Source organism: Terrabacter sp. 2TAF16, from assembly GCF_052115065.1.
GTDB lineage: Bacteria > Actinomycetota > Actinomycetes > Actinomycetales > Dermatophilaceae > Terrabacter.
This window is the reverse complement of sequence record NZ_JBFRFZ010000007.1, coordinates 244,600-261,159: the sequence shown is the minus strand read 5'-3', so window position 1 is coordinate 261,159 and position 16,560 is coordinate 244,600. Positions and strand designations below refer to the sequence as shown.

Genomic DNA, 16,560 nt, shown 5'->3' with positions numbered 1-16,560 from the left:
GCTCAGGCGTGCCCGGTCCACGCGCCGCGCTCAAGGAGGACGTCCTTGAGCATGTCGATGCGGTCGCTGACCAGCCCGTCGACGCCGAGGTCGAGCAGCCGCCGCATCTCGTCGGCGTCGTCGATGGTCCAGACGTGGACCTGCTTGCCGAAGCGGTGCGCGGTGTCGACGAGGCGACGGGTGACGACCGGCACCGACCGTCCGCGCAGCGGGATCGACGGAGGCACCTGGAAGACGTCCGCCGGCGTGCGGAAGACCGAGGTCAGCACGCCGGGTCCGAAGCGGGCCAGCGCCGTGCCGACCTGGGCCGCCGCCGTCGCGACGGTGCCGCGGGACAGGCGGCGGAAGTGCGAGATGTTGCGCTGGGAGAACGAGCCGACGCAGACCTGGTCGTGCAGCCCGCGCTCCTCGATGATGCGCCAGAGCGGTTCGGCCGTGCCCGGCGCCTTGAGGTCGATGTTGAGGTTGACGTCGGGCCACGTGTCGAGCACGTCGGTGAGCAACGGCACGTGGCCGCCGTCGCCGACCTCGGCGTGCGAGACCTCGGACCAGGGCAGGTCGCGGATGCGCCCGCGAGCGTTGCTGACCCGGTCGAGCCTCGTGTCGTGGAACGCGACGAGCTCGCCGTCGCGGGTGACGTGGACGTCGGTCTCGAGGTGGGTGTATCCGAGATCGACGGCGTTGCCGAAGGCCGTCATCGTGTTCTCGAGCCCGACGTTCGGCGCGTAGAGCGAGCCGCCTCGGTGGGCCAGCGCCACGGGCGTGTGTGCGAGGTAGGCCCGTGTCGTCACCATGCCGCCGACATTATCGGTACCGCAACGTCCTTCCGGATCCGTCCGGCGCGGTGTTCACACGACTCCAGCCTCGCTCCAGCGGATGGGGGCGCGCCAAACCCGTCGTGGCCCCCGCGACAACGTGAGTCGACTCCCCGCTGGGTCGCACCGAGTCGTCCGCTCACCCGATCGTGCCCGTGCCGTCGCCGCTCAGGGGATCGGTGCGGGGCCGGTCTGTTGCGCCCGTGGCGGCACGCGCCCGGCGAGGCTCGTCGAGGACCTGGAGGAACCGGTTCGCGGTCGCACTCCACGTCAGGCCTGCAGCGCGCTCCGAACACGCCCTCCGCACGTCGCGGAGCCGTTCGAGGTCGCTCAGGCTGCGGATCGCTGCGGCGACCTCCTCCGGTGAGTCAGGTGCGACCATCACCCCGGCCGATCCGACGACTTCGGGCAGCCCGCCCTTCGAGGTCGCGACGACCGCGCATCCCGATGCCATTGCCTCCAGGGCTGCCAGGCCGAACGGCTCCTCCACGCGCGACAGCGCGCAGGCGATGTCGTACGTCCGCAGCTCCACGGCGAGCTGGTCGTGGGGCATCCATCCGAGCATCCGTCCCCCTGCGAGGGCCACCGCGTCGGCGACCCGAGACGCGTACGCGTCGGCGACGGCCTGATCGAACCCGAAGGTGCGCAGCTCGCCGATGACGGTCAACTCGACGTCATGGCCTTCCTGCCGCAGCATCGCCACGCCGAGTGCGGCCGCATCCTGGCCCTTGTTCGGGTCGATCCGTCCGTGGCAGACGACGCGCAGCGGGCGACCAGCCGGCGGCTCGCTCGGCGGGTGGAACAGGCGCGTGTCGACGCCGTTGTGGACCACCAGTGGCGAAACGCGGCTGTCCGAGCCGGTTGCCGTCGCCCGCGCCACTGCCTCGCTGACGGCGAGGACCAGCACCTCGTCGGGAACGTTGCGCAGCGCTTCGGTGGCTTGCCTGTCCGGGAAGTTGTGCAGCCACAGCACGACTCGCGCCTTCCGATCGCGACGAGCCAGCCGAGTTGCCGTGACGGGGTCGTTCGCGATGACGACATCACCGTGCGGGGCTCGGTCGAGTCCCCGTCGGACCGCTGACCAGTAGGCGGCGTAGTCCCATCGGGGGAGGCCGCGCACGCGTGCCGTCAGGCTGGCGAGCTTGCGGGCCACGACGGGCCGTGGATGTGCCGGCCCGAAGCCCAGTCGCGTCACGGACACGTCGGGATACACGTCCTCGCCGTCGTCGGGTGCGAGCACGACGCACTCGTGTTCCATGCGGCCGAGCTCCGTGACGAGCTGCCGGGTCACCGTCGCGACGGCTCCCGACCAGCCGGGCGTGAAGTACTCGTCGACGGGCAACACGAACGTGAAGCGCATGCGTTCAGGGCCGCATGGCGGCGCGGTCGCGTCGGATACCGGTCATGGCTGCCGGGAAACCCGCCGCGACCCCGGCGGCAACCGCAGCGGCACGCGTGACGCCGCCGACCATGGTCCGAGCCGTCGCAGTGGCCCCGACACGCGGAGCGGAGCTCAGCGCGCGGACCGAGCGTCGTAGCTCATCCAGGACTTCACGTGATGCGAGTCCGAGATACCTCCCCACGATCGGCGAACCCATCCCGTACACCCTGCCTAGCAGGACCACGGTGTTCCGGTTCGCGAAGTACACGTAACGTCGGTCGAACCGCTTCCCCTTGGCGTACTCGCCGGGCAGGTGGTCGACGATCGCGTCGGGGGTGTAGACGAGGCGTCCGCCTTGCTGGCGTACCCGCAGGGCAAGGTCGCTCTCCTCTCGCAGGCACGTCCCCGGGTAGCCCCCATGGATGCCGCCCACGGCTTCGATGGCCCGCCGGCGGAACGACATGTTCGCCCCCAGCAAATGGTCGACGTCGACGTCGCGGCCCGGGTCCGAGGCGAAGAAGCCGGTCAGTCGTCCGTCGGGCAGCAGCAAACCGATGGAGCCGATGCCCTCCTCGCGCTCACCGGGGTAGCCGTTGAGCGCGCTCCCGCCCACGCCGTCAACCGTGGCGTCGTCGTACCTCCGCACGAGCTCGACGAGCCAGTCCGTGCGCGCGTTGGCGTCGTCGTCCAGGAAGGCGATCACATCCTCCGAGCACAGCGAGACTCCGATGGCTCGCGACTCCGCAGTATGACCGCGACCCAAGGGGTTGCGGGCGTAGACCACGTGGGGGAAGGCCCTCAAGGCATCTCTGGTCCGGTTGTCCGACGACGAGTCGACCACGACGATCCGTTCCGGACGCTGGCTTTGCTGCTCGAGGTGGCGGAGGCAGTCGACCACCCGTCCAGGTCGGTTGTACGTCGGTATGACGACCGCGATGGTGAGCATGTCAGATCTCTCCAGACTGTCGGAAGCGTGTCGGACCCTCGAAGCTCGCCGCGAGGTCGTCGTCGGGCACGGGCCGGCCGACCCTGCCCACCCCGCGGAACGCGTACCGCCGGGGCTGGTCACGCAGGAGGCGCAGCTCGCGATGGAAGGCGCTCGATCGTCGCCGGTCGAGCAGAACTTCGTCGTACGGGTCGCGGCCCGCGACAGCGCATCGAGCGGCGTACCTGAGTCGGTGGCTCAGCTCCCGCACCCGCGGCATCGCCAGTCGAACATGGAGCCAGTGATGGAAGTAGTAGGCGTCGCACCGCCCGTAGCCTTCGGCGATGCCACGCAGTCGCCGAGGGTCGAGGCGAGACTCGTCGAAGCGGTGCTCGACCAGCGCGTCGCGCACTCCGCGAACGCGGTAACCGGCTTCGAGCGCCTGCACGTACAGCAGGACGTCCTCCGCCCCCGGCCAGCGGGCAGTTCCCAGCAGATCATCGAACCCGATCCGCCTCGCCACCTCGGACGTGATGCCCATGCTCGCGCCCGCAAGTCCGGGGTTGCTGAGAGGCGGGGTCGGATTGTGGGCGAAGTACCGCGCCGCCAGCGTCGGTGTCATCCACGGACGCCACAGTCCTTCCGACATGGCTATGCCGCCACTGACGACATCCGCGTCACCGTCGAGCATCGCGCGAGCCATGGTGAGCACCCACGGCCCCGGCACAATGACGTCATCGTCGGTGAAGAGAATCACCTGCGCACGCGCGACGGCGCAGCCGTGCTCGCGGGCACGGCCGATGCCGGCCTGGGCCTCCACCGTTCGGCGGACGCGGGGATCCTCGGCCGCGGCGGCTGCGACGACGCTCGCTGTGGCGTCAGTGGATCCGTTGTCGACGATGACCAGTTCGCTGGAGATCCCGGAGGCCTGAGCCACGTCCATTGATCGCAGTACCGCTTCGATCGACGTAGCGAGACGAGCCGCTCGGTTGCGAGTGCAGATGAGCACCGACACGTCAGGAGCACTGGCGTCGGGATTCATCGTGAGTTCCCTTCGAGCAGTGCGTGGAGGCGCTGCCAGGTCGCCTGCCACGTCAGCTCCTGCGCGCGCACCAGTGCCTCGACTCCGCGGCGGCGGCGTAAAACTGGATCGCGGAGCAGACGCTCGAGGTCACCCGCGAGTGCGCGCGGGTCCTCCCGGCTGAAGAGAGCGCCCGATCCCGCCAGGATCTCCGGCGATCCGCCCGTTGCGCTGGCGACCACGGGCTGACCGCTTGCCATCCCCTCCAGGAGAGCGAGTGCGCAGGGCTCGTCCCAACGCGACGGGAGCACGTGGATGTCGGATGCTGCGAGCGCGGCCGGGAGCTCCGCGTGGGTGACGTGACCAAGCGTGTTGACCGTGACGCCACGGGCCCTCAGCGACGTGATACGCGCTTCGATGCTGTCGAGGTAGGAGTTCCTGTGCCTCTCTCCCCAGTTGGTGTCTCCCGTCACCTGAAGCGAGAAGGCGATTCCGCGATCAGAGATCAACGTCGCAGCATCCAAGAGGACATCCACGCCCTTCTCCACGGCGATCCGGCCGACGAATCCGATGACGGGAACCCGTTCTGGCCGCTCAGCGCCCGCGAAGCGCGCTACATCGACCCCGTTGAGGTTGACCTGGACGCGACCGGGCGTCAACCGGTACACCTGCTCAACAGCCCGCGCCAGGTAGGCGCTGACCGCCATCGAGACGATGCCGGAGTCTGCCGCATACATCCGACGAAAACGGTCCGACGAGACCTCCAAGTTGTGAAACCAATGGACGACGCGCACCGTCGGGAACCGGCGTCGAAGGTACACGGCCAGTTCCGGGTCGTTGCTCAGGACGACGCTGTCGAGCGCCTCGCCCCGGAGCACCCTCGCGACCTCCTTCGCGTAGGACCGTTGATCCGGCCGCGCCCAACCGGTCAGTCGACGTCCAGCACGGTCAACGTTGCCGACCAACCCGCTGCGGGGTGACGGAATCGCCGGCAGGACCACCGTGCTGCCCCACGGAACGGTCTGCAACACGGACGAGTGGGCTCGGGTGATGATCGTCGGTCGGACCCCATCAAGCAGAGCTCGCTCGCTGACGGACCGTATGCACGTCGCGATCGCCCCGCTGTGCGTCGGAGTGAAGGTTTCGCGGCTGTTGTTCACGAAGACCAGTCGGCTACTCATGCTCGCCTCTCCAGTACCGTCGGTCCGGCGACAGCCGTGTGATCCTGTGCCACTCGTGATCCGCTCGCAGCCAGCCGAGCGCGACGGCCAGCAGGGGACTGCGCGTGCGCCATCGCCAGCTGCGGAGCATCTTCGTGTACGTGTCGCTGTGGCCCGACCAGGCGGCCTTGCGAGTCATGTAGTCGTCGTCCCTCACCCAGCTGTAGTGAAGGATGGCCTGGTCCGGACGCACCACCCGGTGCACGATTGCATTCCGCGCATGCGCGGGATCGGTGTTGACCGCCGACATGTCGACCCGCAGGATCGGCAGCGTGCCTTGGCGGCAGTGGACGAGTGTGGCGCCGGGGCGGACGACAACCGGCCCGGGGTAGCCGGCACGTCGTCGCCACAACGGGCGGGTGGCCTCCAACATCCATCCGGAGCGGGCCCGGGCGTACAGGTAGCGGGCCGGGTACTCCACCGCTCCGCACGCGCGGGACTCTGCCTCGTCGATCGCAGCCAAGAGAGCAGTGGGGTCGAGCAGCACCTCGTCGGTGTCGAGCTGAAGCACCCAGTCCGCGCCATCGGATGCCTGGTCGAGAGCGACCTGCCGTTGCGCGGTGTCGTTCTCAAGCGCGGTCCGGTCGGAGTGCGAGAAGCGTCCCGGCCGGAAGTCGAGCTTGCCGAGGGGATCGACGGAGCGCAGCCGGTCGAGGCATTCGGCGACGGGCAGCGGGGTGCCGGTCCAGGAGAGGGAGTCCTCATCGTAGGAGACCACGATGCGATCCACGATGTCGTAGTAGCTCGAGACGCTCTCCTCGAGCCACCAGGGATCTGCTGCGAGGACATACGCGTGGAGGCGCCGTCGACCGTCGGCTGCACTCACGCTCGAGCCACGCCAGACCGAGCCGTTGCTCGCACGCATGTCACTGCGAGCCCAGCCGCTTCCGCCACGGAGCCTCGACTCGGAGGAAGCGCGACTCCTCGCATCCCGCGCCGAAGACTGCTTCGATCGTGGTCGCGCAGGTCCATCCCGCCCCCCGGAAGTCGTCTCGAACCGCTGGCCGCGCGCTGCGGCAGGCCCATGCTAGGTCAAGGACACTCGCCCCGCGTGCGTTCAGTGAACCGTCGTGGGTAGCGTGGCGAGAGCGGGTCACGGACGGGTCACCAGGGGGTGGCGTGGAGCCATTCGGGCCGTTCAGCGCGCCAGCGGGTGCACCGATGGGCTCCCGACCCGGAGTGCCCCGCGATCCACCGGCCCGTCAGCGGTCGGTGTCTTCGAGGATGCCGTCCCGCTTGTTCTTCAGCGGACTCCACTCGGAGACCTCGCCGTCGTCGTCGCGGTGGATGACCCCGACCGGGGTGCGGTTCGTCGCCAGGTCCAGACCCAGCCCGTCCGGGTCGACACCTCGCCCGCTCAACAGCAGACCGCCATCGTCCATCATCCAGATGTTCGCAGCGGTGCGGTCGACCAGAAAGTCGAAGACCACCCATCCACGTCGTTCCGTGAAGTCATGGACGCTGATGTCCGTACCGGCATCAGGTGACGCGTCCCAGATCTCGATCGAGCTCTCGTCCTCCCACACCACGGCATCAGGTGGGGGCGTTCCACCCGCTTGGGCGCCCGGCATCGCCTGCAGGAGAGGTACGACCTCGTCGACAGCTAGGTCGATGTTGATCATCCATCCGGACACTTCACGGTCTCCTCTCGACGATGCGCTCGTCCTTGGTGATGACACGGATGGCGGTGATGCCATCGTAACGACGCAGTGTGTAGTCGACCTGGCGCAGGACTTCCTCGAGCGACAACTCTGACTCCGCCATGTCCAGGACCATCCGTGGGGATTGCCTGCGCCCCTGTCTGAGCAGGCCGACCACGGTGCTCTTGCCCTTCCCCTGCACCCCTTTGAACTCCCAGCGCTCACCGTTGATGAGAGCATCGGCAGACTTGCCCTGCCCGGTCGCCGGTAGGAACGTGACGTCGTATCCGTGGGCCGCGAGTCGCGTAGCAGTCGCTCGTTCGTGAGGGGCGACGTCCCTGGCAAGGGTCTCGTCGACGGTGCCGGGTGGACGCGCAGGGCTCCCGTCGGATGGGTGGACGACGTGGACGCGGTCGGTGGGGGTGGTGCGCTGCTTGAGGCGGTCCGCGGCCGAGCTGGCGCCGCCTCGCGAGCTGTCCTTGACGGCAGCGTCGAACGCAGCGCGGATCTCGGCGTCACGGACAGCCCGGAGCTCGGCGACCGTCGGGAGCAGGGGAGCACGGGCGGCTCCGAGCTGCATGGCCGGGAGCACGTCGGCGCGACCGCGGGTGACCTCACAGATTCGCGTCACCAGCTGGGCCCGTCGTGCGTCGTCGAGCTCGGTCTGCGCCAGCTCGACGTCGGAGCGGACCAGTGCGATGACGAGGTCGTCGGCTGCCGTGCGCATCGTCCCGCCGTCGACGTAGGTGCGCACCGTCGACGCCGAGTCCGCCAGGCTCCCGCGACGGATCTCCTCGATGACGTGACCGGCCTCGGCTAGTCCCTGCCAGGCCGAGCGGTTCAGCACGTCCTGCCGGCGGGCGACGGCCACGAGCGCGGCGGAGGCCGCCTGGTCGAGGAAGCCCAGCCGAACGACATCGCGACGCACGTCGCCACCACGTTCCGCGGTGTCCTGTGCCGCTCGGAGCTCTCGGTCGACGAGACCTCCGTATGCCGCGCCGGCGTCCTTGGCGCGCAAGCCCATCCCGGTGTCGACGGCAAGGGCGGCGAGCACTCCGGTCAGCTCTTCGGCGTCGAGCCACGGCTCCATGCCCCCTGAGGTCTGCCGGACGTAGCCCGTGGCAGGTGCTGCACCCAGGGGTGGTGTCGCGAGGGTGGCGTCGACGTTCTCACGCATCGCCGAGAGCCAGTCGGCGACGACGTGCTCGAGCGGCGCGGTGGCACCCGAGTAGAGGTGCGTCGTCGAGGCCTCGAGCATCGCGTGCGTGCTGGTGCGGGAGACCTCGAGCATCACGCGCGTGCGGGTCTCGGCAGCCCCCTCATCGGTCGGGGTCGACACGCTCGAGAGGAGTCTCGCCAGGTCGGCGTCCGTCGAGAGCCGAAGATCGGGGTGACTCTCGATCCCGTTGGCCTCGTAGGCGACCCATCGACGCACGAGGTACTCGCCCAGGGTGATCCGGTCACCCCGGCTGTTGGCCAGGGCGCCGGCAGGAGCCTCCGAGTCCGGCAGCGGTTCGGCCAGCAGCGCCGACGTCTCGGCGGGATCGTCAACGACGTGCCCGAGCAGGGCGTGGACGGGGTCACCGGTGCGCGAGCCGTCGTCGAACCACGACGCGAACGTCGCTCCGGCGTCGGCGCGCAGCGTCGTCCCGTGCGCCAGGGCGTCGTCGTCGTCGCGCGTCTCAGCGATCTCGGCGGTGGCCGCCGCGGCGGCTGCACGTCGCGCGAACCGCCCGGGTAGGCGACGGTCGTCACCCGAGGCCCGAGCGCCCGAGAGGAGCTGGCCCAGCAGCCACGCCCCGGTCGCCCGGCCCCTTGCCACGGGGTCCACCTGGACCGTGTCGACAGCGGCGACGAGGTCGTCTGCGAGCAGGGCCGCCCCGGAGGCCAGCTGGGCGCGCGTCCGCGGGTCGGTGCCGGCGGGCGCTCCGTGACTCGTGGCCGTGATGACGAGCGAGCCGAACGCCCCGAGGAGCTCACGGACGGTGTCGACGTCTGCACCTGACGCGCTCCGAGCCGCACCGGCGGCCATGAGCACCCTGGCGAGTCCGTCGGCCCCGATCTCCGACAGCAGCGCCTGCGCGTAGACCGGGTCGTCGACTCGTGCACGGACGTGCGTCGCCAGCTCGGCCACCTCGGCGTCCGTGAGCCCGCCCGACGCGCGACCCCCGGCCATGACCGTGCGTGCCATCAGGCCGTCGGCCAGAGCAGCGTCGCGCGATGCCCGCGCTGCGACCACGCCGTCGGCGAACCACAGTCCGCCGGTGACAGCAGAGCGCACCCGTCCCGTACTGGCCGAGGCCCCGGACGGGAACGTCACGTCGGTAGCGGCCGCCACGAGTCCCGCGCAGCGCCGAGCCGTCGCGCGCAGGTCGTCGAGGACGCCGGCGTACGTCCGGCTCAGTCGGACCCGCCCCTCCGCCTGTTCCGACCGAGCCCGCTCAGTGACCAGCACCCCGATGGCACCCGTCGGATCGGTGAGTGCTGCGATCCGCAAGAGAGCCAGCGTGTGCTCGGCGTCGAGAGCGTCCCACTGCCGCTGCAACGAGCGGATGCGCGCCTGGGCGTGGTCGAGCGCGGCGGCATACGTCAGCAGCGAGCGGGAGGCGGCGGGCAGCGCCTCGACGACACCGCGTGCGCGTGTGCCCAGCTCGTCCGCCTCCGAGCGAGCCGCGGTCGCCGCCTCCCCGGTCCAGACGGCCGAGAGCCGCGGTCCCAGCGTCCCCCGCACCGTGGCCGTCGCACGCGCCCGGGACGCAGCTTGGCCGAGCGAGCGCGCCGCGGCACGAAGACCCGCGACGTCACCCGTCGGGAGGGGAAGCGCAACGCCGCCGGGAATCGCCGCAGACGCGTGGCCGACCTCGTGGACGCGACTCACGGCACCACTGCGCTGACCGGATCACCAAGATTCACAGTGCTGCTCGCCGTCACACCGGCGAACCCGGCGGTCACGAAGAGCTCCACCGACCGAGCCTCGAGCGTCGACCGGTCGAGCCGGTCGGCCAAGGCGCCGGCAGCATCGGCGACGGCGTCGAGTGCGAGGGCATGGACCACCCGGAAGCGGTCGAGCTCGACCCTCAGCACGTCGCCCTCGTCGCCGGTCGAGGCCACCGCGCCGGCGGTCGCCGTAGCCACGTGCGACGCGCACTCGCGCAGCTCCGCCGGGTCGTGCGCCAGCGCGAGCCACTCCCGGGACACCCCGTCGGAGTCGATGGCGTAGCGCGTCATGCCCCGACCGTAGGAGAGCCCGCGACGCCGTCTCCGGCGTCATCCACAGGCCCCGGTATGCCGTGAGGCCCCGTCCAGCAGGACGGGGCCTCACGTGCGGGCGGGTCGTGGACCCGTCGTCAGGACATCAGGACCAGCGGGCCCAGACCGTCGTGTCGGTCGGGACGAGGCCGTCCTCGAGCGGCCCGGAGGCCACGATGAGCTCCGCGCCCTCAGGGAGGGCGACGGACTCGGCGCCGAGGTTGGCGACGACGAGCACCCGGTCACGCCGGGACGAGCCGTTGGTCAGCGCGATGACGTCGCCGGCATACCCCTCGACCCACGTGAGCGAGCCGGTCCCGAGAGACAGCTCGCGGCGCGCGGCGAGGAGCGAGCGGTAGAGCTCGAGGGTCGAGCCGGCCACGCCCTCCTGGCGGTCGACGGCGTAGTCGGCGTAGACGGCGGGCTGCGGCAGCCACGTGCTGTCGCCCGGGCCGAAGCCGAGAGACGGGCCGTGGGCCGACCACGGGATCGGGACGCGGCAGCCGTCGCGGCCGGTCTCGGCGCCGTGGGTGCGGGCGAACGTCGGGTCCTGGCGGAACTCGGCCGGCATGTCGGTGGAGTCGGGCAGGCCGAGCTCCTCGCCCTGGTAGATGTAGGCGCCACCGGGCAGCGCGAGCATGAGCGAGGTGGCCGCGCGGGCACGGCGCAGGCCGAGGGCGCGGTCCGGCTGCGGGTCGGTCGCCGAGATGCCGTTCATGCGGGGCGTGCCCGGTGCGAAGCCGAGACGCGAGGCGTGGCGCACGACGTCGTGGTTGGACAGCACCCACGTCGACGGGGCGCCGACGGAGTCCGCGGCGTGCAGCGACGAGGTGATGACGGCGCGGAGGTCCTCGGCCGTCCAGGAGGCGGTGAGGAAGTCGAAGTTGAACGCCTGGTGCATCTCGTCGGGACGGACGTAGGCGACGGCGCGCTCCTGCGGCTCGACCCACGCCTCCGCGCAGAGGATGCGGTCGGGCGTGCCGTAGGACTCGAGGATCTGGCGCCAGGCGCGGTAGATCTCGTGGACGCCGTCCTGGTCCCACATCGGGCTGCGCTTCGTGTGGTCGATCCGCGGCGCCTCCTCGACGGGGGCGGCCTCGTGCAGCCCCTCGAGGCCGTGCTCGTGCTCGGAGTGGCCGAGCATCGTCGTGCGCTCCTCCTCGGTGTCGGGCAGGCCCTGCTCCTTGATGAGGCCGTGGGCGACGTCGACGCGGAAGCCGTCGACGCCGCGGTCGAGCCAGAAGCGCAGGATCGACTCGAACTCGGCGCGCACCTCGGGGTGCTGCCAGTTGAAGTCGGGCTGCTTCGTGTCGAAGATGTGGAGGTACCACTGGCCGGGCTTGCCGTCGGCCTCGGTGACCCGGGTCCACGCGGCTCCGCCGAAGACGGACTCCCAGTTGTTCGGGGGCAGCTCGCCGTGCTCACCGCGTCCCTCACGGAACATGTAGCGCTCGCGCTCGGCCGAGCCGGGGCCGGCGGCCAGGGCGGCCTGGAACCACACGTGCTCGTCGGAGGAGTGGTTGGGCACCATGTCGACGATGACCTTGAGGTCGAGCTCGTGGGCGCGCGCGATCATCGCGTCGGCATCGGCGAGCGTGCCGAAGATCGGGTCGATGTCGCGGTAGTCGGCGACGTCGTAGCCCGCGTCGGCCTGCGGCGAGGTGTAGAACGGCGAGAGCCAGATGGCGTCGACGCCGAGCGCGCGCAGGTGGGGCAGGCGCGAGGTGATGCCGGGGAGGTCACCGATGCCGTCGCCGTCGCCGTCGGCCCACGAGCGCGGGTAGATCTGGTAGATCACCGCTTGGCGCCACCAGGCGGCGTCCGGGCGGTCCGCGGCGTGCACGGGGGTGGCGTCCTCGCGCACCTCGAGGTCGAGCGCCGGGTGGTTCAGGGTCTGGGTTGCTGATCGCGTCACGGGCCACCATCGTTCCGCATCACGCCGAAAACTCAAAGAAAGTTCTGCAACTTCTTGCAACGCGTCGCCTGTGCCGGCCTGTCACCGCGCCTTGGTAGGAACGGAGGATGAAGAGCGGCTTCGTCGTCCCGTATGCCACCGAGCTCGAGTTCGCCGACCTGGCGCGGCTCGGCGAGGAGCGGGGATGGGACGCCGCTCTCGGCTGGGAGGCGCTCTACGGCGTCGACGCGTGGGTGCAGCTCGGCGCGGCCGCCATGGTCACCGAGCGCATCCGGCTCGGCACCCTGCTGACGCCGGCGTCCCGCCACCGCCCGTGGGACCTCGCCTCCCGCGTCGGCTCGGTCGACCGGATCAGCGGCGGACGGGCGTTCATGTCGGTCGGTCTCGGCGCTCTCCACCCCGGGTGGACGGCCTTCGAGGCCGACGAGGGTCGTGCGGTGCGCGCCCGCAAGCTCGACGAGTGCCTGGCGATCTACGCCGGCCTGCTCGGCGACGCCTCGACCTTCACGTATGCCGGTGAGCACTACAGCGCCGGGCCCGACGACTTCATGCTCCCGCCTCCGACGCCGCAGCGTCCCCACCCGCCCGTGTGGGTCGTCGGGGCACCGACGCCCGGGGGCGGGCGTCAGCGTTCGCTCGAGCGGGCGGCGCGCTGGCAGGGCCTCATCCCCGCGATCCACCCGCCTGACGGGCAGCCGAAGACCGTCGAGGCGTTCGCGGCCGTCGTCGACGCGGTGCACCGGCTCCGTGCGGAGGCGGGTCTGGCCCCGCAGCCCTACGACGTCGTCATCGAGGCCGACTCGTGGGGCTCGTTCACCGCGCTCGAGCCCGCTGAGCCGGCCGCCTGGGAGCAGGCCGGCGCCACGTGGTGGATCGAGAGCTGGTGGGACCTCGAGCCGGGGCCGCACGGTCTCGCCGAGGTGCGCCGCCGCATCGAGGCGGGTCCGCCCACGAGCCGCTGAGCCCGCCACTTCGCGCGCGAACCACACGGCGTATGCCGTGGGGTGGCGCCGGTCAGGCGGGCTCGGGTGGGTGCTGAGCGAGCAGCGCCCGGTGCTCGTCGGTCAGTGCCGTGATCCGGCGCAGGTAGTCGGCCATGAACTCCAGCTGCTCGGTGTCCAGCTCGTCGAGCATCGGCTGGCCGGCCCGGACCAGCGGGCCGTAGGCCTCCCACGTCCGCGTCTGGCCGAGCTCGGTCATCTCGACGAGCACCGTGCGGCGGTCGGCCTCAGAGCGCGTCCGCCGCACGAGGCCCCGCTTGGCGAGCCGGTCGATGAGGGCTGTCGTCGCGGCCGGACGCAGGCCCGTCGCGGTGCTCAGCTGGCCGGCGGACTTCGGGCCGTCGACGAGCCAGTCGAGGCACCGCAGGTCGGCCGGTCCGAGTGCGAGGGCCCGCCCGACGGTGTCGTCAAAGGCCTGCACCGAGCGCTGGTACTGCTGCATCGCGTCCCCGAGCGCGTGGACGAGCTGCTCGCGGCTTCCGGGGTCAGGGGGTTGACGGACGGACGACATCGGCCTTACCTTTCGAATCTCGAAACATTCGATTCTCGTAGGGAAGGATATCAAGATGAAGGCTCTCGTCGTGGGAGGCGGCATCGCCGGTCCGGCCGCCGCGCTCGCCCTCCAGCAGGCCGGGATCGAGCCCGTCGTCCTCGAGGCCTGGCCACGGTCCGACGGCGAGGCCGGGTCGTGGTTCACGCTCGCCTCGAACGGGTTGCACGCCCTCGACCTGCTCGGCGCACGGCACCTCGTCGCACCGATCGGCTTCCCGAGCGAGCGCAACGTCATGGTCGGCGCCACCGGTCGCGTGCTCGGCACGATGAGCCTCGGCGTGCCGCTCGACGACGGCACCGTCGCGGTGACCATGAAGCGCTCCCGCCTCGCCGCGGCTCTCCTCGACGAGGCCGGGCGACGCGGGATCGACGTGCGTCACGACAGCCGGGTCGTCGATGTGGCGAGCCGCCCCGACGGGGTCACCGTGACCCTCGAGGACGGGTCGAGGCTCGAGGGCGACCTGCTCGTCGGCGCCGACGGTGTCCGCTCTTTGGTCCGTCGCACCATCGACCCCGAAGCGGCTCCGGCGCGCTACGTCGGGCTGACGAACTTCGGAGGCATCACCGAGGCGACGTCGATCGCCGGCGCCCTCCCGGCCCGGGAGTGGCACTTCGTCTTCGGGTCGCGCGCCTTCTTCGGAGCCCACCCGACGCCAGACGGCGACGTCGTGTGGTTCGTCAACGTCCCCGGCCCGGCGATCACCTCGGCCGAACGCGCGGCGCGCACCCCGGAGCAGTGGCGCGACCACCTCGAGGGGCTGCTCGCCGCCGACGCCGGGCCTGCCGCCGACCTCGTGCGGAGCGGCCGGCTCGAGCTCTGGGCCGACAACACCCAGGACCTGCCGCGTGTCGCCCGCTGGCACCGCGACCGGATGGTCGTCATCGGGGACGCCGCGCACGCGCCGTCCCCGAGCTCGGGTCAGGGAGCCGCCCTGGCGCTCGAGGACGCCGTCGTCCTCGCCACGTGCCTGCGCGATGCGGGCACGGTGGAGGAGGCCCTGACGGCATACGACACCGCACGACGGGCGCGCGTCGAGCGCATCGTCGCCGCCGGTGCGCGCAGCAGCAGCTCGAAGATCCCGGGACGCGCTGGCCGCGCGGTCCGCGACGCGATGATGCGGCTCGTCTTCCGCTTCGTGGTCACCGATCGCTCGAGCGCGTGGATCACGGGTCACCGAGTGCGGTGGGAGCCCGGGGAGCAGAACGCCGAGGAGTCGGCACTACCGTCGGGGGCATGACGACCTTTGTCACCGCTGCGTTCTGCCTGGTGAGGGACGGCCACCTGCTCACCGTCCGCAAGGCCGGCTCGACGCGGTTCATGCTGCCCGGCGGCAAGATCGACCCGGGCGAGTCCGCGCGCGAGGCGGCCGTCCGCGAGGTGATGGAGGAGGTCGGACTCGACGTGTCGGGTGTCGGGGAGCCGCTGGGTCGGTTCCACGACGTCGCCGCGAACGAGCCGGGTGCGTGGGTCGACGCGACGGTCTACGTCACCCACCTGCTCCCCGAGGACTCCCCGGCGCCGCTCGCCGAGATCGCCGAGCAGCGCTGGCTGGGTCTCGAGGACGAGCTGCCGGCCGACCTCGCGCCGCTGCTGCGCAACCACGTCGTGCCCTCCCTGCGGGCGCACCTCGCGACGCGCTGAGGGCGTCACCCGGGACCCGGTGACGCCCTGCGACGGCGCAGTCAGCCCACCGTCAGTGGGGTCCGTCGTGCATGTCGATGACGCCGGCCTTGGCGGCCTTCTTGACCGCGTCGGCCTCCGCCTGGGTCAGCGTGCCGTCCTTGACGGCCTGCGCGAGGCGGTCGTCGAACGCCTTCTGCTCATCGGCCTCGTGCGCGGCGCGAAGGTCGGCGAACGCCGCCTTGACCTTGGCGGCATCGATGCCCAGCTCGCTCGCGAGCTTCGTCGCCAGCTCGTCCTGCATCGTCGCGCGGTCGGGCTTCGTCGCCGTGCCCTGACCGGGAGTGGGCTTGGCCTTGAGGTCCTGTCGCACGGCCTTGAGGGCATCCTCGAGCTTGGTCTGGTCGACGCCGAGCTTCGTCGCGAGCGCCGCGAGGTCCACGCCCTTGCCCATGCCGGGTCCCATGTCGCCGTGGCGGCCACCGGGGCCCCAGCCGCGCCCGTTGCCCGGCGTGCTGTCGGTCGTGCCCTGGTTGGGGTCTCCCTGGGTCGAGGTCGCCGTCGGGCTGGGGGTCGTCGTCGTGGCGTCGTCGGCGCGGGCCCCCTGCGAGACACCGAGTCCGATGGCGGCTGCAGCGGCACCCACCACGGCGATCCCCGCCACCTTCTTGTTGATCGACACCATGCCGCATCCCTCCGTCGTCGTCGGACACGTGGTCCGACCGTGGAAACGCCTGACTCCAGAGAACACCCGGCTCGAGGACCGTGACCCGTGAATGCGCTGTGAGTTGCTGTGAGTCCTCGGGAGTGTGAGGCCGTGCTCAGAAGGTGCCGTCGGGTCCCGGCGCGTTGACGAGGGAGTATGCCGCCCGGGTGAGGTAGTCGCGCAGCCGGTCGTCGTTCTCGGGGGAGAGCTCGAGCGTGTCTACGGCGTTCATCATGTGCAGCAGCCAGCGGTCACGCATGTCGGGCGTCACGGCATACGGCACGTGCCGCATCCGCAGCCGCGGGTGGCCGCGCTGCTCGGAGTAGGTCGTCGGGCCGCCCCAGTACTGCTCGAAGAACATCCGCAGGCGTTCCTGCGCCGGGCCGAGGTCCTCCTCGGGGTAGAGCGCGCGCAGCGGTTCGTCCTCCGCGACGCCGCGGTAGAACTCGCGCACGAGCTTGGCGAAGGTCTCGTGGCCGCCGAAGTCGTCGTAGTACGTCACGTCGGCCAGTCT

At 71.1% G+C, this 16,560-nt stretch carries 16 protein-coding genes; 3 read left to right on the top strand and 13 right to left on the bottom strand.

Annotated features, from left to right (window positions below):
- Positions 1-2 precede the first annotated feature (2 nt).
- The 10 genes from AB4Z14_RS13235 to AB4Z14_RS13190 form a co-directional block, all read right to left on the bottom strand.
- On the bottom strand, positions 3-794 hold the full coding sequence (locus AB4Z14_RS13235; RefSeq protein WP_442275582.1) for a glycerophosphodiester phosphodiesterase: 792 nt from the start codon (positions 792-794) through the stop codon (positions 3-5).
- A 160-nt stretch (positions 795-954) separates the two neighbouring features.
- Complete coding sequence (locus tag AB4Z14_RS13230) at positions 955-2,175, bottom strand: glycosyltransferase family 4 protein (RefSeq protein WP_442275581.1); 1,221 nt, start codon at positions 2,173-2,175, stop codon at positions 955-957.
- 4 nt (positions 2,176-2,179) lie between these two features.
- Complete coding sequence (locus tag AB4Z14_RS13225) at positions 2,180-3,142, bottom strand: glycosyltransferase family 2 protein (RefSeq protein WP_442275580.1); 963 nt, start codon at positions 3,140-3,142, stop codon at positions 2,180-2,182.
- Between the two features lies 1 nt (position 3,143).
- The gene (locus tag AB4Z14_RS13220; protein WP_442275579.1) at positions 3,144-4,163 is read right to left on the bottom strand and encodes a glycosyltransferase family 2 protein; all 1,020 of its coding nucleotides are present in this window, start codon (positions 4,161-4,163) and stop codon (positions 3,144-3,146) included.
- The gene (locus AB4Z14_RS13215) at positions 4,160-5,323 is read right to left on the bottom strand and encodes a glycosyltransferase family 4 protein (RefSeq protein WP_442275578.1); all 1,164 of its coding nucleotides are present in this window, start codon (positions 5,321-5,323) and stop codon (positions 4,160-4,162) included. The genes AB4Z14_RS13220 and AB4Z14_RS13215 overlap by 4 nt, the downstream gene beginning before the upstream one ends.
- Positions 5,316-6,092 carry a hypothetical protein gene (locus tag AB4Z14_RS13210; protein WP_442275577.1) on the bottom strand — a complete coding sequence of 259 codons (777 nt, stop codon included), beginning with the start codon at positions 6,090-6,092 and terminating at the stop codon, positions 5,316-5,318. Before AB4Z14_RS13210 ends, AB4Z14_RS13215 begins: the two co-directional genes overlap by 8 nt.
- Positions 6,093-6,564: 472 nt before the next feature.
- Positions 6,565-6,984, bottom strand: coding sequence for a hypothetical protein (locus tag AB4Z14_RS13205; RefSeq protein ID WP_442275576.1), 420 nt, complete (start codon positions 6,982-6,984; stop codon positions 6,565-6,567).
- A gap of 13 nt (positions 6,985-6,997) precedes the next feature.
- A complete protein-coding gene (locus AB4Z14_RS13200) occupies positions 6,998-9,880 on the bottom strand; it encodes a hypothetical protein (RefSeq protein WP_442275575.1) in 2,883 nt (960 codons plus the stop codon).
- Positions 9,877-10,230, bottom strand: coding sequence for a hypothetical protein (locus AB4Z14_RS13195; protein WP_442275574.1), 354 nt, complete (start codon positions 10,228-10,230; stop codon positions 9,877-9,879). The genes AB4Z14_RS13200 and AB4Z14_RS13195 overlap by 4 nt, the downstream gene beginning before the upstream one ends.
- A 127-nt stretch (positions 10,231-10,357) precedes the next feature.
- Entirely contained in the window at positions 10,358-12,115 is a 1,758-nt protein-coding gene (locus tag AB4Z14_RS13190; protein ID WP_442275688.1) for a glycoside hydrolase family 13 protein, read from the bottom strand.
- 158 nt (positions 12,116-12,273) lie between these two features.
- On the opposite strand from AB4Z14_RS13190, the gene AB4Z14_RS13185 reads away from it, so the two are divergent.
- On the top strand, positions 12,274-13,128 hold the full coding sequence (locus AB4Z14_RS13185; protein ID WP_442275573.1) for an LLM class flavin-dependent oxidoreductase: 855 nt from the start codon (positions 12,274-12,276) through the stop codon (positions 13,126-13,128).
- 52 nt (positions 13,129-13,180) lie between these two features.
- Here the strand turns inward: AB4Z14_RS13185 and AB4Z14_RS13180 are convergent, their stop codons facing one another.
- Positions 13,181-13,678 carry a MarR family winged helix-turn-helix transcriptional regulator gene (locus AB4Z14_RS13180; protein WP_442275572.1) on the bottom strand — a complete coding sequence of 166 codons (498 nt, stop codon included), beginning with the start codon at positions 13,676-13,678 and terminating at the stop codon, positions 13,181-13,183.
- 55 nt (positions 13,679-13,733) lie between these two features.
- Here AB4Z14_RS13180 and AB4Z14_RS13175 point away from each other — a divergent pair, with 55 nt between their 5' ends.
- Together AB4Z14_RS13175 and AB4Z14_RS13170 are read left to right on the top strand one after the other, a co-directional pair.
- Positions 13,734-14,957, top strand: a complete 1,224-nt coding sequence (locus AB4Z14_RS13175; RefSeq protein ID WP_442275571.1) for an FAD-dependent oxidoreductase — start codon at positions 13,734-13,736, stop codon at positions 14,955-14,957.
- Positions 14,954-15,361: an NUDIX hydrolase gene (locus tag AB4Z14_RS13170; protein WP_056775915.1), complete on the top strand. Its 408-nt coding sequence runs from the start codon at positions 14,954-14,956 to the stop codon at positions 15,359-15,361. The genes AB4Z14_RS13175 and AB4Z14_RS13170 overlap by 4 nt, the downstream gene beginning before the upstream one ends.
- Before the next feature lie 52 nt (positions 15,362-15,413).
- On the opposite strand, the gene AB4Z14_RS13165 is transcribed toward AB4Z14_RS13170, so the two are convergent.
- Complete coding sequence (locus tag AB4Z14_RS13165) at positions 15,414-16,025, bottom strand: hypothetical protein (RefSeq protein ID WP_442275570.1); 612 nt, start codon at positions 16,023-16,025, stop codon at positions 15,414-15,416.
- A gap of 136 nt (positions 16,026-16,161) precedes the next feature.
- Positions 16,162-16,548 (bottom strand): globin, encoded by a 387-nt coding sequence (locus AB4Z14_RS13160; protein WP_442275569.1) that lies wholly within the window; start codon positions 16,546-16,548, stop codon positions 16,162-16,164.
- Between the last annotated feature and the right edge of the window lie 12 nt (positions 16,549-16,560).

Coding starts and splice junctions, on each gene's coding strand:
- AB4Z14_RS13195 (WP_442275574.1), bottom strand. CDS start 10,230: ATGACGCGCTACGCCATCGACTCCGACGGGGTGTCCCGGGAGTGGCTC.
- AB4Z14_RS13170 (WP_056775915.1), top strand. CDS start 14,954: ATGACGACCTTTGTCACCGCTGCGTTCTGCCTGGTGAGGGACGGCCAC.
- AB4Z14_RS13180 (WP_442275572.1), bottom strand. CDS start 13,678: ATGTCGTCCGTCCGTCAACCCCCTGACCCCGGAAGCCGCGAGCAGCTC.
- AB4Z14_RS13215 (WP_442275578.1), bottom strand. CDS start 5,323: ATGAGTAGCCGACTGGTCTTCGTGAACAACAGCCGCGAAACCTTCACT.
- AB4Z14_RS13165 (WP_442275570.1), bottom strand. CDS start 16,025: ATGGTGTCGATCAACAAGAAGGTGGCGGGGATCGCCGTGGTGGGTGCC.
- AB4Z14_RS13205 (WP_442275576.1), bottom strand. CDS start 6,984: ATGATCAACATCGACCTAGCTGTCGACGAGGTCGTACCTCTCCTGCAG.
- AB4Z14_RS13220 (WP_442275579.1), bottom strand. CDS start 4,163: ATGAATCCCGACGCCAGTGCTCCTGACGTGTCGGTGCTCATCTGCACT.
- AB4Z14_RS13175 (WP_442275571.1), top strand. CDS start 13,734: ATGAAGGCTCTCGTCGTGGGAGGCGGCATCGCCGGTCCGGCCGCCGCG.
- AB4Z14_RS13230 (WP_442275581.1), bottom strand. CDS start 2,175: ATGCGCTTCACGTTCGTGTTGCCCGTCGACGAGTACTTCACGCCCGGC.
- AB4Z14_RS13225 (WP_442275580.1), bottom strand. CDS start 3,142: ATGCTCACCATCGCGGTCGTCATACCGACGTACAACCGACCTGGACGG.
- AB4Z14_RS13185 (WP_442275573.1), top strand. CDS start 12,274: ATGAAGAGCGGCTTCGTCGTCCCGTATGCCACCGAGCTCGAGTTCGCC.
- AB4Z14_RS13235 (WP_442275582.1), bottom strand. CDS start 794: ATGGTGACGACACGGGCCTACCTCGCACACACGCCCGTGGCGCTGGCC.